The following is an 11,413-nucleotide window of genomic DNA, read 5'->3' as shown; positions in this document are numbered from 1 at the left end:
GGACCGCCCGCGCGCCGGCGGCCGGGGGCGCGCGAAGGTCTGAGGGCGGGCGGGGGCGCGGACCGGGCACCCGCCATCCGCCATCGGTCAGGCGGGGAGAGGTTCCGGAGGCGGATCGCCCCGGCTCAGGGCGCGAGCGCGAACCGCGGCTCGACGCGCTCGCCCGTCGCGGCGTCGGCCGCGAGGCTGCCGATGAGCGGCGCGAACTTGGCGCCGTGGCCGGAGCAGGGCGACACGATCGTGATCCCCTCGACCCGGTCGATCACGAAGTCCTCGCTCGGCGTGCTCGTGAACAGGCACGTGGCCTCGGCGTAGGGCACGGGCTCGACGCCCGGGAGGTTCCGCCGCACCCAGTCGACGACGCGGGCGCGGTTCGCGGGATCCACGCGGCCGTCCTGGTGCGCGGCCGACGGGATCACGCGCCCGCCGTCGAACTCGGCGACCTTGTGCCCGCGGCCCTCCACGTCCCGGCCGCCGGGCAGCGCGTAGACCTGCATCAGCTCGTCCATGTGGATGGAGGTCGGCACCGGGCGCGGGCCGTCCATGTAGGCGAAGTGGAACACCTGCTCCTGGCGCACGCGCAGCGGCGGCACGCGGTCGAGGGCGGCCCGGGGCAGCGGCAGCGCGCCGAGGAGGTCCGGCAGCCAGCCGCCGGCCCCCACCACCACGCTGTCGCCCGTGACGCGCCGGCCGTCGTCGGACACCACGGCGAGGCCCGCGCCCACCCGTTCGACCGACGCGGCGGTCCAGCCCTCGTGCACGACGGCGCCGTGGCCGACGGCGAGGTCGAGCATCGTGCGCACGGCGGCCTCGGCGTCCACGACGCCCGCGGCCGGGTGCCACAGCACGTCGGAGTCGAACGCCATCTCCGGCCAGCGGTCCTCGGCGGCGCGCGCGGTGAGGAGCTCGTGGTCGATGCCGACGCGCTCGAGCACCCGCGCGAGCTCCGCGGGACGGCGGACGAGGCCCGAGTCGACGGATCCGGTCGGCGTCACGAGCCGTCTGCCCGTGGTGCGCTCGAGGCGGTCCCAGAGCACGCGCGCGTCGCGCACGAGGCGCACGTAGAAGGGGTCCTCGTAGGCGTAGCGGAGGATGCGGGCGGATCCGTGCGAGCTGCCGAGCATGCTGGCCGGCCGGTCGCGCTCGAGCACCGTGACCTCATGGCCGCGGCTCGCGAGCTGCCACGCGGTCGCCGCCCCCGCGAGCCCGGCGCCGATGACGACGTGGTGCGATGCGGTCGCCCGGGCGCCGCTCGCCCTCGTCTGCCGTGCCGTCATCGATCCAGGCTACGTGGACAGGGAGCCGGCACCCCGGTCGCTCGGGCAGCCGTGAGGGGTCCGGGCACGCAGCGGAGGCGGGCGATCGGCGCGGAGACGGCGGGAGGCCGGGATCCACGCGGACCCCGGCCTCCCCGACGACGCGGCGGGCGCCCGCCGTCGCCGTACGCCCAGCGGCTACTTCGCGAGGAAGTCGAGCAGGAGCTGGTTGACCTCGGAGCCGTGCGTCCAGAGCATGCCGTGCGGGGCGCCCTCGAGCTCGACGTACTCGGCCGACGGCAGCGCCTTCGCGAACTGGCGTCCGGTCGCGTCGATCGGGAGCACGTTGTCCGCCGTGCCGTGCACGATGAGCGTGGGCACGTCGATGCGGGGGATGTCGGCGCGGAAGTCGGTGAGCCAGGTCGGCTGCGCCCAGACCGAGGCGTGCGGCGACGCGGCGTAGGCGAGGGCGGTGTTGGCGGTCAGCGCCTCCTGGCTGAGGCGCGAGCCGAGGTTCTCGTCGGTGTTGAAGAAGCTCTGGAAGAAGGCGGTGTAGAAGGAGTAGCGGTCGTCCTGCACCGCGGCGAGGAAGCCGTCGAAGACCTCCTGCGGGACGCCGGTGGGGTTGTCGTCGGTCTTCAGGAGGTAGGGCTCGAGCGAGCCGAGGAACACGGCCTTGCCGATGCGCTCGGACCCGTAGGCGCCGAGGTAGCGGCCGACCTCGCCGGTGCCCATCGAGAACCCGACGAGCACGGCGTCCTGCAGGTCGAGGGTGTCGACGAGGGTCTTCAGGTCGGCGGCGAAGGTGTCGTAGTCGTAGCCGACGGTGGGGCGGCTGGAGCGCCCGAAGCCGCGGCGGTCGTAGGTGATGACGCGGTAGCCGGCCTCGAGGAGCGCCGCCGTCTGCTTCTCCCAGGAGGACCCGTCGAGGGGGTAGCCGTGGATGAGCACGACCGGTCGGCCCGTGCCGTGGTCCTCGTAGTACAGGTCGATGTCGGTGCTGTTCTCGGTGCCGACGGTCACGAATGCCATGAGCTTGTCCTCTCGATGAGACGAAGGCGGAGAACGAACGTTCTCCGGTGTGCCCACCATAGGGGAACGATCGTTCTCCGCGCAAGGTAGGATCGGTGCATGGCAGATGGACGATCGGCGGGCATCCCGGGCGCGACGGTCGACGCGCCCGACGGGCCCGGCGCGACCGCCCCGGCCCCCGCCCGCGCCCCGTCGACGGGATCCGCGCCCGAGGTGCGGCAGCGCATCGTCGCGGAGGCCGACCGGCTCTACTACGGCCGCGGGATCACGGCCGTGGGCATGGACGACCTCCGGGCCGCGTCCGGCGTCTCGCTCAAGCGGATCTACGCCGAGTTCCCGTCGAAGGAGGCCGTCGTCGTGGCCGTGCTCGAGCACCGCCACGCGATGTGGACCGACGGCGTCGCCGGCCGCGTCGCCCGCGCCACCGCTCCCCGCGAGCGCCTGCTGGCGGTCTACGACTACCTCGCCGACTGGTTCGACGAGGACGACTTCCGCGGCTGCGGCTTCATCAACGCGTTCGGCGAGCTGGGCGCGGTCTCCCCCGCGGTCGCCGACCTCGCGCGCCGTCACAAGGCATCGTTCCAGGCCTACGTCGCGGGCCTGGTGCGCGACGCCGGCGCCCCGACGGACCTCGCCGACCAGCTCGCGATCCTCGCGGAGGGCGCGCAGACCACGGCCGCCATCTCGGGATCCGCGGAGCCCGCCCGCCACGCCCGCCGCGCCGCCGAGGTGCTCATCGACGCCGCGGTGCGCGCCGCCTGACCCGCCCTGAACGACCGGATCGTCGACGCCGAGGCGCCGGGCATCCGCTGCTCAGGCCGGGAACAGCCGCAGCACGAAGGCGACGGCGCCGACGGCGCCGCCGACGAGTCCCGGCACGAGGATGCGGCGTGGCGGCCGCTCGCGCGAGACCATGCCGAAGGACAGGATCCGCACGGCCGTGACGGCCACCGCGACCATGCCCAGGAGCTGGAGGACGAGGAGCGCCGTCCCCACGGCCTCACCCACGGGCTCGCCGCCGCACCCGGATCGCGCGCACCACCGCCCAGCCGAGGCCCGCCAGTCCCAGCACGACGAAGAGGCCGGCGCCGAACCAGGCAGGGACGCCGCCGCCTCGACCGCCGAGGGTCGACAGGTCGGGCACGAGCCCGACGATGAGCAGCCCCAGCATCAGCGTGAAGGAGGCGATGCCGGCCAGGGTGCGCACCTTCGCGGCCTCGACCTCGTGCGCGTCCCCCGAGCCCATGCCGCCTCCACTCGTCCCGCGCCGGATCGCCGGACGCTCCCCCATCCTGGCCGACGCGCGTCCGGGAGGATGGACCCATGACCGCACCCGTCACCCTCACCGCCCGCGCGCTCCTCCTCGACATGGACGGGACGCTGGTGGACTCGACCGCGCTCGTGGAGGAGATCTGGACCGGGCTCGCCGTGCGCTTCGGGCACGATCCCGCGGAGCTGATGCGGCGGATCCACGGCGTGCGCGCCGCCGACAGCATCGCCCGCTTCGCGCCCGCCGGCAGCGACGTGCCGGCCCTCCTCGCCGAGCTCGACCGTCTCGAGCTCGACGGCAGCCCGGCCACCGTCGAGATCCCGGGGGCGCGCGACCTCGTGGCCGCCCTGCCCGCCGGCGCCCACGCCCTCGTGACGAGCGCCGGCCCCGACCTCGCGCGCGCCCGCCTCGCGGGCGCCGGGATCCGCGTGCCGGACGTCGTGGTGTCGGCGGACGACGTGACGGCCGGCAAGCCGGACCCGTCCGGCTACCTGCTCGCGGCGTCGCGCCTGGGCGTGGATCCCGCCGACGCGATCGTCTACGAGGACGCCGAGGCGGGCATCCGCGCGGGCCTCGCCGCGGGCATGCGCGTGGTCGTCGTCGGCGACCACGAGAGCGACGCCACCGTCGGCCTCCCCCGCGTCCGCGACCACCGCGGGACGACCGTGGAGGTGCGCGACGGGATCCTCACGATCACGCTGCCCGCCGGGTAGCCGCACCGGCTCCGGCGTCCCGCCCGGGCGGTACCGGATCGTGACCACCTGGCCTGTGGACGACCGGCACGCACCACCCATGGTGGTTACGGTCGGCCGCAGCGAGCGCCGCTCGCCGCACCAGCCGTGGACACCGAGCACAGGACAGACGATGACGTTCATCTCCGCCCGCACCACCCGCACATCCCGCCCCTCCCACCCGCACCGGGGCGCCGCGCGCGTCGCCGTCGGCGCCCTCATCGCCCTCGGGTTCGTCGTCGCCGCACCCGGCGGCGGCGCGTTCGCCGTCGTCCCGGACACGCCGCAGGCGCGCGTGGCGCGGTCGATCGAGCAGGGGCACCTCGTCGACGACCTGGCCGCGGGCCGGATCACCGAGGCCGACCTCACGACCGTCGCCGCGACGGGCCTCGACGTCGGCGGCCGCCGCATCGAGAACTGGGTCGATCGGACCGCGGCCCAGGACGCCGCCGTGGAGCGCACCCTGAGCACCCCCGCGGGCCGGGACCTGGTCGCCGCGCTGCGCACGGCGCCGTCGTCGCCCGACGAGGCCGCCGCGACGCAGCCCGCGGGTCCACCGAGCGTGCCCGGCGCATCGGGTCCGCGCGGCGTCGTGACGGCCGACCACTGGTGGAGCCACATCCACCTGCCGACGATCAAGAACCAGACCGTCTACCTCTCCAACGCCGTCGTGCGGGCGATCGTGGTGTCCGGCGTCGCCGCCGTGACCGCGGCCGTGTGCATCCGCTTCCGCCTCTCGAAGGGCAACTGCGCAGCTCTCGGCGCTTTCCTCCTGGGCGGCAGCGAGTTCGTGCGCACCAGCGGCATCTGCCAGGCGCGCGGGGCCTACGTGGTGCTGCCCGAGGTCTGGCGGTCGCACTGCGCCTGACCCGCTGACGACAGCGCGGGGCGGGGGGGACGCGTCCCTCCCGCCCCGCGCTGTCGCGTGCCGCGGCAGTGCGCGCGGACCTCCGTCGCTACTCGGGGTGCGGCGCCTCCCCGCGCTCGAGCATCGCGACGAGGCGCGCGAGGCGGTTCGCGCGGACGGTCGCGTTCGGCGCCGTCGACACCCGGTGGATCACGGCGTAGCGGTTGACCTTGGACAGCGTCGCGAAGGTGGCCGCGGCGGCGGGCGACGCGGCGAGCGCGGCCAGCAGGTCCTCCGGCTCGGACGCCGACGCCTGGCCCGCGTAGGCGCGCTCCCAGCGGCCGTCGGCCTGCGCGCGCTCCACCTCGCGGATCCCCGCCGGACGCATCCGCCCCTCCGCGGTGAGCGTCGCGACGAGCCCGATGTTGCGCTCCGACCAGAGCGACGCCTTCCGCCGCGGGGTGAACCGGCGGCGGAAGACCCGCTCGTCGATGCTCGCGGTCTGCCCGTCGATCCACCCGCTGCAGAGCGCCTCGTCGAGGGCCTCGGCGTAGGTGAGGGAGGTCGGTTCCGTCGTGCCCTTCTTCGCGAGCACGAGCCACACGCCGTCGGACGTCTCCTCCTCGGCGTCGAGCCAGGCGCGCCAGGCGGCGCGGTCGGGGACGGTGAGGAGCTCGTGCGCGGCGGCGGGCATGCCCCGATCGTACGGACGCGACGGCGGACGCCGCCAGGGTCAGGAGCGGTCGACGGGGTGCCCCGCGGCGATCCACGCGCTCGTGCCGCCCTCGACGTCGACCGCGTCGACGCCCCGGGCCGCGAGCGCCTCGGTGGCGCGGGCGCTGCGGCCGCCGGACTGGCAGATCACGTGGACCGCCGCGTCGGTCGGCACCTCGTCGACGCGCGCGTCGAGCTGCGACAGGGGCAGGTTGACGGCGCCGGGCGCGTGCCCCGCGGCGTACTCGTCGGGCTCGCGCACGTCGATGAGGACGGGCGCGTCCAGGGCGGCGAGCTGGTCGACGGTGATGCGGCTCATGCGGGTGCTCCTCGGGTGTCGGTGCTCCCCACGCTAGCCGCGGAGGTCACGCTCGGCCGTCGAGGGCGACCACGAGCTTCCGCGCCGAGACGCCCGCGCGCAGGCGGTCCATCGCCGGCTGGATCGCCTCGAGCCCGGTGCCGACCACCTCCGCCGCGGGGGCCGCGACGTACCGGCCCTCCGCGAGCGCGGCCGGGAGGAACCGCTCCCAGAGCATCGCGCCGACCCCGTCGTGCATGAGCGCGCTGCCCCAGACGAAGCTCGCGCGGATGCCGCGGACGCGGGCGCGGACCATCAGGGCCGGGGTGGCGGTGCCCATCCGCATTCCGAGGCGCACGAGCGGCAGGCCGATGCGCCCGCCGCGCGGCAGTGTGTCGAACACGACGGGCGGGCTCGCCATGCTCACGCGCCGCGCGCCCGTGGCGGCGGCGATGCGCACGGCCGGGTCACCGGATCCGGTGCCGATGGCAAGCACGCCCGCGACCCGGCGACCCGCCAGGTGCCGCGTGATGTCCCGCACCGCCGTCGGGCTCCGGTAGTCGAACGCCTGACCCGCGCCCAGGCCGAGCACCAGCTCGTGGTTGCGCGGCGACGCCGTCGTGACCACGTCGTAGCCGGCGGCGACGGCGAGCTGGATGGCGTTGAGGCCGACGCTGGTGGATCCACCCCAGACCACGACGGTCTCGCCCGTGGGCGGGGTGCTCGCGTCGAGGTGGCGGAGCGCCAGCTGACCGGCGCCGAACAGGGCGGAGGCGGCGGTCGAGACGCCGAGCGGCAGGACGACGGCGTCGGTGAAGGCGAGCGCGGCGGGGATCGGAGCGGCGAGGTCGGTGCGCACGACGACGCGCGTCTGGAAGCCGCCCTCCGCCTGGTGCCGTCGCCCCCTCTCCATGCCGACCGCGTACGCGACGACACGGTCGCCGACGGCGAAGCGCGTGACGCCGGGGCCGACCTCGTCGACGACGCCCGCCACGTCCTCGCCGAGGACGGCGGGGTGCGGGAGCCAGCGGTACATGATGTCGCCCATGTGCTGCTTCATGGTGTCGAGCGGGTTGATCGCGACGGCGCGGACGCGGATCGCGACCTCGCCCGCCCGCGGTGCGGTGCGCGGTGCCGGGCCGACGGTGAGGTCGGCGGCGGACGAGGCGAGCCAGGCGGCGGATTCGGATTCGGTGGGCACGGCGGTTCTCCGATGGATCGGCGCGCTGTCCGATGACATCGCGTGTCATCACCATAGTCGGTGATGACACGAGATGTCATCACTAGGATCGACGCATGAGCAGATGGCAGCCGGACACGCGCGAGCGCCTCGCGGCCGCCGCCCGCGAGCTGTTCGGCGAGCAGGGCTTCGCCGAGACGACCGTGCCCGAGATCACCGCGCGCGCCGGCCTCACCACCCGCACCTTCTTCCGCCACTTCGCCGACAAGCGGGAGGTGCTGTTCGCCGAGGAGGACGAGCTGCCCGCGCTGGTGACCCGCATGATCCGCTCCGCGCCGGCCCACCGCTCCCCGCTCCAGGTCGTCGAGGACGGCTTCGAGGAGGTCATCGCGTCGCAGTTCGCCGGGGGGCGCGCGGCCATGCTCGCCCGCAAGCGCATCATCGGCGCCGACGCCGGGCTGCAGGAGCGCGAGCTGCGCAAGGTCCACGCGATGCAGGAGGCCGTGCGGGCGGGCTTCGTGGAGCGCGGGTCGGATCCGCTCACCGCCGTGCTGGTGGCCCACGCCACCGCCACCGTCTTCGGCGTCGCCATCGGCCGCTGGCTGTCCGACGACGGAGGCGACGCGGATCTCGCCGGGGTCCTGCGCGACACCCTCGCCGCGTTCCGCCGCGTGATGGCGACGGGCGCCTGATGCGCGTCACCTACGACCCGTCCGTGGACGCCGCGTACCTGTACCTGGCGGGCCCGATCGGGGACGGGGGGTCCGTGACGCAGATCCACTCGATCATGACGCCGGGCGACCGCGGCGAGGTCGCGCTCGACTTCGATGCCGACGGCCGCCTCCTCGGCATCGAGGTGCTGCACGCGAGCGAGGTGCTGCCTGCTGGTGTGCTGGCGGACGCCGAGCGGCTGGGCTAGCTGCGCAGCACCTTCACCATCGGCCGACCGCGGGCGATCTCGTCGACCAGCTTGTCGAGGATGCGGATCTCCTTCATCAGCGGGTCCTCGATCTCCTCGATGCGGACGCCGCAGATCACGCCGCGCACCTCGTCGGCGGACGGATTCCGGCGTGCGGCGGCGAAGAAGTCCTGGAACGTGGTCTCCGCGTCGAGGTGATGCTGCAACACGGCGGCGTCGAAGCCGGTGAGCCACATGATCGCCTCGTCGACCTCGGCGCGCGTCCGGCCCTTCCGCTCGGCCTTCGCCACGTAGTGCGGGTAGACCGCGGCGAACGGCGTGCGGAAGATGCGGTGCTCCATGTCGGGAGCGTAGGCCGAGCGGCTCGCGGGGTCCAGATCGCAGGACGCGGGAATGGGCCGGGGCCCGTCCCGGTTCCTTTTCCATGCAGACGCATCCATCCAGGTCGCGTCGCCCCCAGCACCGAGGAGCGGGCATGAGCACCAAGATCGGCTTCCTGTCGTTCAACCACTGGCAGGACGTGCGCGGATCCCGCGTGCGCACCGCCCAGGACTCGCTCCTGCAGTCCATCGACCTCGCGGTCGCCGCCGAGGAGATCGGCATCGACGGCGCGTACTTCCGGGTGCACCACTTCGCGCCGCAGCAGGCCTCGCCGTTCCCGCTGCTGGCCGCCATCGCCAGCCGCACCGACCGCATCGAGATCGGCACCGGCGTCGTCGACATGCGCTACGAGAACCCCCTCTACATGGCGGAGGAGGCGGCCATGACCGACCTCATCTCCAACCGCCGGGTGCAGCTCGGCGTCAGCCGCGGATCGCCCGAGCAGGTCGAGGCGGGCTACGAGTCGTTCGGCTACGTGCCGCGCGACGGCGAGACCGACGCCGACATGGCGCGCCGCCACACGGGCCTGTTCCTCCGCGCCCTCGAGGGCGAGGAGCTCGCCGACGCCGCCCCGCAGCGCGGCATGCCGACGGGACGCGTCGCGATCACGCCGCAGTCGCCCGGCCTCCGCGAGCGGATCTGGTGGGGCGCCGGCACGCGCGCCACCGGCCAGTGGGCGGCTGAGCAGGGCATGAACCTCATGTCGTCGACGCTCCTCTCCGAGGACACCGGCGTGCCGCTCGACGTCCTCCAGGCTGAGCAGATCCGGCTGTTCCGCGACGGATGGGCCGCCGCCGGGCACGCCTGGGAGCCGCGCGTGAGCGTGAGCCGCAGCATCATCCCCCTCGTCGACGACGAGTCGGAGGCGTACTTCGGGATCCGCGCGCAGCTCGAGGGCCGGGACCAGGTCGGCCAGGTCGGCGGCGAGAAGTGGCGCTTCGGCCGCTCCTACATCGGCACTCCGGAGCGCCTCATCGAGGAGCTCGGCGCCGACCAGGCGATCGCCGCGGCCGACACCCTCCTCGTGACGATCCCCAACCAGCTCGGCGTGGACTTCAACCTGCGCTCGCTCGCGGCGCTGAAGGAGATCGGGCAGGAGCTCGGGTGGGATCGGGCGGACGCTGTGGTGGGCGCGACCGCCTGACCCGCGCGGCGGTCGGCGACCGCCGTCAGTCGCCGATCGGGCGCCGGCGCTGCTGCTTGGTGGCCGAGCGCTGCGTCTTGGCGGCCTGGCGCCGGCGCTCGGATCCGCGGGTCGGCCGCGTCGGGCGCCGCTCGGCCGCGGGCGGGGCCAGCGCATCGGCCACGAGCTCGCGGAGCGCGTCGAGGGCGGCCACGCGGTTCCGCAGCTGGGACCGCTCCTCGGAGACCGTCACGGTGATCGTGCCCGCGACCAGGCGCCGGCCGAGCCGCTCGAGGATCCGCTCGCGCTGGGCGTCCCCCAGCACGAGCGAGCCCGCGACGTCCCACGTGAGCTGCACCCGGCTGTCGGACGTGTTGACGTGCTGCCCGCCCGGCCCGGACGACCGGGAGAACCGCCAGCGCAGCTCGGCCGCGGGGATGGTGAGCGCGCGCATCACCGGGAGGTCCATGCGGCAAGCGTCCCACGGAGCGACCTCGTGCCGGCGGGCTAGCGGTTCCGGCGGAGGTTGAAGCGGCGGATGAGGACCCGGCCGATCAGCACGAGCACCAGCATCACGACCACCATGAGGACGATCCGCAGGACGAACGCGAGCTCCACGAACGCGAGGGCGGACGCGGCCATGGAGGCGGCCACCGCGATCAGCACGAGCACCTGACGCGCGGCCGGCTCGCCCGTCAGCCGCTGCCGCGCCGCGGAGTCGCCCTCGAACCTGCGCCTGTCGTCCATGCCCCCACCGTCCCACGCGCCGGCCGGATCAGCGGACCGCCCCAGCGCCATCCGGCCGCCGGGCCGTCAGGTACAGCCGGTGCGCCGTGATCACCAGCGCGAGCCACGCGCCGCTGAGGAAGAAGGCGGCGAGCACGTCGGTGAACCAGTGGTGGCCGAGGTACACGCGGGAGATGCCGATGGTCACGGCGAAGACCACGGCGACCGTGATCGAGAGGACGCGCGTCACCCGGCGGTGCTGCCGGAGGAGGAGCAGGTAGGCGAGGATCCCGGCGATCGCCACCGCGTTCAGGGTGTGGCCGCTCGGGAACGACGGCGACGTCTCGTAGGGCGGCACCGCGTCGGCGAGGTCGGGTCGGGCGCGGCCGATGATGCGCTTGCCCGCGATGGTGAGGAGCAGGGACCCGCCGCCGGCCGCGACGACGAGGATGACCGGCGTCCACGAGCGGCGCCGGATCGCGAGGAACAGCATCGTCACCACCGCGATGGCGGGCATGATCACGACGCCCGCGATGTCGGTGTACGCGGTCGCCGCCGTGTCGAGCCAGGGCGTGCGGAGGCCGAGCATGAACGAGAGGAGCGGCCGGTCGAGGCCGGCGACCCCGTCGGCGTCGGTCACGTTGTCGTAGACCTGCGCGGCGATCGCCGAGAGCCCCACGGCGAGCGCGAGGCCGACGGCGAGGGTGAGGAGCAGGGCGGCGTACGGCCCGAGGGCGCGGGTGATCCGCTGCACCACGCTCGCGAGGAGCCGCCCGAGCGGGGTGACCCAGCGGGTGAGGTCGCGGTCGCCGAGGAAGCGGTCCTGCCGGATCTCGCCCTCGGGACCCTGCTCGGTCGGACGGGGTCCGGTCGTGCGCACGGGCTCGCGCCCGGGAGTGTCGCTCATGCGGGATCCCTCACCATCGTCGATCGCCC

17 protein-coding genes are annotated in these 11,413 nt (G+C 74.6%); 6 read left to right on the top strand and 11 right to left on the bottom strand.

Going from position 1 to position 11,413, the window contains the following annotated elements; genetic code table 11:
• Positions 1–125 precede the first annotated feature (125 nt).
• Both Q6969_RS03150 and Q6969_RS03145 read right to left on the bottom strand, forming a co-directional pair.
• Entirely contained in the window at positions 126–1,277 is a 1,152-nt protein-coding gene (locus Q6969_RS03150) for an FAD-dependent oxidoreductase (RefSeq protein WP_317229133.1), read from the bottom strand.
• 177 nt (positions 1,278–1,454) lie between these two features.
• On the bottom strand, positions 1,455–2,288 hold the full coding sequence (locus tag Q6969_RS03145; RefSeq protein ID WP_317229132.1) for an alpha/beta hydrolase: 834 nt from the start codon (positions 2,286–2,288) through the stop codon (positions 1,455–1,457).
• A gap of 99 nt (positions 2,289–2,387) precedes the next feature.
• Here Q6969_RS03145 and Q6969_RS03140 point away from each other — a divergent pair, with 99 nt between their 5' ends.
• Positions 2,388–3,050: a TetR/AcrR family transcriptional regulator gene (locus Q6969_RS03140; RefSeq protein WP_317229131.1), complete on the top strand. Its 663-nt coding sequence runs from the start codon at positions 2,388–2,390 to the stop codon at positions 3,048–3,050.
• A gap of 51 nt (positions 3,051–3,101) precedes the next feature.
• Here Q6969_RS03140 and Q6969_RS03135 read toward each other — a convergent pair whose 3' ends face one another.
• Entirely contained in the window at positions 3,102–3,284 is a 183-nt protein-coding gene (locus Q6969_RS03135; protein WP_317229130.1) for a hypothetical protein, read from the bottom strand.
• A gap of 4 nt (positions 3,285–3,288) precedes the next feature.
• Positions 3,289–3,534, bottom strand: a complete 246-nt coding sequence (locus Q6969_RS03130) for a hypothetical protein (protein ID WP_317229129.1) — start codon at positions 3,532–3,534, stop codon at positions 3,289–3,291.
• 77 nt (positions 3,535–3,611) lie between these two features.
• Between Q6969_RS03130 and Q6969_RS03125 the strand changes: the two genes are divergently transcribed.
• Positions 3,612–4,271: an HAD-IA family hydrolase gene (locus Q6969_RS03125; protein ID WP_317229128.1), complete on the top strand. Its 660-nt coding sequence runs from the start codon at positions 3,612–3,614 to the stop codon at positions 4,269–4,271.
• A gap of 151 nt (positions 4,272–4,422) precedes the next feature.
• Positions 4,423–5,157 carry a hypothetical protein gene (locus Q6969_RS03120; RefSeq protein ID WP_317229127.1) on the top strand — a complete coding sequence of 245 codons (735 nt, stop codon included), beginning with the start codon at positions 4,423–4,425 and terminating at the stop codon, positions 5,155–5,157.
• A gap of 88 nt (positions 5,158–5,245) precedes the next feature.
• Here Q6969_RS03120 and Q6969_RS03115 read toward each other — a convergent pair whose 3' ends face one another.
• The 3 genes from Q6969_RS03115 to Q6969_RS03105 are packed head-to-tail and all read right to left on the bottom strand — an operon-like array spanning position 5,246 to position 7,349.
• The gene (locus Q6969_RS03115; RefSeq protein WP_317229126.1) at positions 5,246–5,830 is read right to left on the bottom strand and encodes a YdeI/OmpD-associated family protein; all 585 of its coding nucleotides are present in this window, start codon (positions 5,828–5,830) and stop codon (positions 5,246–5,248) included.
• Between the two features lie 39 nt (positions 5,831–5,869).
• The gene (locus Q6969_RS03110) at positions 5,870–6,169 is read right to left on the bottom strand and encodes a rhodanese-like domain-containing protein (RefSeq protein ID WP_317229125.1); all 300 of its coding nucleotides are present in this window, start codon (positions 6,167–6,169) and stop codon (positions 5,870–5,872) included.
• Between the two features lie 46 nt (positions 6,170–6,215).
• Complete coding sequence (locus Q6969_RS03105) at positions 6,216–7,349, bottom strand: zinc-binding alcohol dehydrogenase family protein (protein WP_317229124.1); 1,134 nt, start codon at positions 7,347–7,349, stop codon at positions 6,216–6,218.
• Between the two features lie 95 nt (positions 7,350–7,444).
• Between Q6969_RS03105 and Q6969_RS03100 the strand changes: the two genes are divergently transcribed.
• Together Q6969_RS03100 and Q6969_RS03095 are read left to right on the top strand one after the other, a co-directional pair.
• Positions 7,445–8,020 (top strand): helix-turn-helix domain-containing protein, encoded by a 576-nt coding sequence (locus tag Q6969_RS03100; RefSeq protein ID WP_317229123.1) that lies wholly within the window; start codon positions 7,445–7,447, stop codon positions 8,018–8,020.
• The gene (locus tag Q6969_RS03095) at positions 8,020–8,247 is read left to right on the top strand and encodes a DUF2283 domain-containing protein (RefSeq protein ID WP_317229122.1); all 228 of its coding nucleotides are present in this window, start codon (positions 8,020–8,022) and stop codon (positions 8,245–8,247) included. Before Q6969_RS03100 ends, Q6969_RS03095 begins: the two co-directional genes overlap by 1 nt.
• On the opposite strand, the gene Q6969_RS03090 is transcribed toward Q6969_RS03095, so the two are convergent.
• Entirely contained in the window at positions 8,244–8,588 is a 345-nt protein-coding gene (locus Q6969_RS03090; RefSeq protein ID WP_317229121.1) for a DUF2200 domain-containing protein, read from the bottom strand. The two genes, Q6969_RS03095 and Q6969_RS03090, sit on opposite strands and share 4 nt — an antisense overlap.
• A gap of 134 nt (positions 8,589–8,722) precedes the next feature.
• Here Q6969_RS03090 and Q6969_RS03085 point away from each other — a divergent pair, with 134 nt between their 5' ends.
• Positions 8,723–9,772: an LLM class flavin-dependent oxidoreductase gene (locus tag Q6969_RS03085; protein WP_317229120.1), complete on the top strand. Its 1,050-nt coding sequence runs from the start codon at positions 8,723–8,725 to the stop codon at positions 9,770–9,772.
• Between the two features lie 25 nt (positions 9,773–9,797).
• On the opposite strand, the gene arfB is transcribed toward Q6969_RS03085, so the two are convergent.
• The 3 genes from arfB to Q6969_RS03070 are packed head-to-tail and all read right to left on the bottom strand — an operon-like array spanning position 9,798 to position 11,384.
• On the bottom strand, positions 9,798–10,220 hold the full coding sequence (gene arfB, locus Q6969_RS03080; protein ID WP_317229119.1) for an alternative ribosome rescue aminoacyl-tRNA hydrolase ArfB: 423 nt from the start codon (positions 10,218–10,220) through the stop codon (positions 9,798–9,800).
• Between the two features lie 38 nt (positions 10,221–10,258).
• Entirely contained in the window at positions 10,259–10,498 is a 240-nt protein-coding gene (locus Q6969_RS03075; RefSeq protein ID WP_317229118.1) for a hypothetical protein, read from the bottom strand.
• 28 nt (positions 10,499–10,526) lie between these two features.
• Positions 10,527–11,384, bottom strand: a complete 858-nt coding sequence (locus Q6969_RS03070) for a phosphatase PAP2 family protein (RefSeq protein WP_317229117.1) — start codon at positions 11,382–11,384, stop codon at positions 10,527–10,529.
• Between the last annotated feature and the right edge of the window lie 29 nt (positions 11,385–11,413).

This window comes from Clavibacter sp. MX14-G9D, assembly GCF_032917815.1.
Lineage (GTDB): Bacteria > Actinomycetota > Actinomycetes > Actinomycetales > Microbacteriaceae > Clavibacter > Clavibacter michiganensis_K.
The sequence above is the reverse complement of the archived record's forward strand: the minus strand, read 5'-3'. Positions and strand labels throughout refer to the sequence as shown.

Excerpts from the sequence above, each read along its gene's own strand:
- Q6969_RS03150 (WP_317229133.1), bottom strand. The coding sequence starts at position 1,277 with ATGACGGCACGGCAGACGAGGGCGAGCGGCGCCCGGGCGACCGCATCG.
- Q6969_RS03145 (WP_317229132.1), bottom strand. The coding sequence starts at position 2,288 with ATGGCATTCGTGACCGTCGGCACCGAGAACAGCACCGACATCGACCTG.
- Q6969_RS03140 (WP_317229131.1), top strand. The coding sequence starts at position 2,388 with ATGGCAGATGGACGATCGGCGGGCATCCCGGGCGCGACGGTCGACGCG.
- Q6969_RS03130 (WP_317229129.1), bottom strand. The coding sequence starts at position 3,534 with ATGGGCTCGGGGGACGCGCACGAGGTCGAGGCCGCGAAGGTGCGCACC.
- Q6969_RS03125 (WP_317229128.1), top strand. The coding sequence starts at position 3,612 with ATGACCGCACCCGTCACCCTCACCGCCCGCGCGCTCCTCCTCGACATG.
- Q6969_RS03120 (WP_317229127.1), top strand. The coding sequence starts at position 4,423 with ATGACGTTCATCTCCGCCCGCACCACCCGCACATCCCGCCCCTCCCAC.
- Q6969_RS03115 (WP_317229126.1), bottom strand. The coding sequence starts at position 5,830 with ATGCCCGCCGCCGCGCACGAGCTCCTCACCGTCCCCGACCGCGCCGCC.
- Q6969_RS03110 (WP_317229125.1), bottom strand. The coding sequence starts at position 6,169 with ATGAGCCGCATCACCGTCGACCAGCTCGCCGCCCTGGACGCGCCCGTC.
- Q6969_RS03100 (WP_317229123.1), top strand. The coding sequence starts at position 7,445 with ATGAGCAGATGGCAGCCGGACACGCGCGAGCGCCTCGCGGCCGCCGCC.
- Q6969_RS03095 (WP_317229122.1), top strand. The coding sequence starts at position 8,020 with ATGCGCGTCACCTACGACCCGTCCGTGGACGCCGCGTACCTGTACCTG.
- Q6969_RS03090 (WP_317229121.1), bottom strand. The coding sequence starts at position 8,588 with ATGGAGCACCGCATCTTCCGCACGCCGTTCGCCGCGGTCTACCCGCAC.
- Q6969_RS03085 (WP_317229120.1), top strand. The coding sequence starts at position 8,723 with ATGAGCACCAAGATCGGCTTCCTGTCGTTCAACCACTGGCAGGACGTG.
- arfB (WP_317229119.1), bottom strand. The coding sequence starts at position 10,220 with ATGGACCTCCCGGTGATGCGCGCGCTCACCATCCCCGCGGCCGAGCTG.
- Q6969_RS03075 (WP_317229118.1), bottom strand. The coding sequence starts at position 10,498 with ATGGACGACAGGCGCAGGTTCGAGGGCGACTCCGCGGCGCGGCAGCGG.
- Q6969_RS03070 (WP_317229117.1), bottom strand. The coding sequence starts at position 11,384 with ATGAGCGACACTCCCGGGCGCGAGCCCGTGCGCACGACCGGACCCCGT.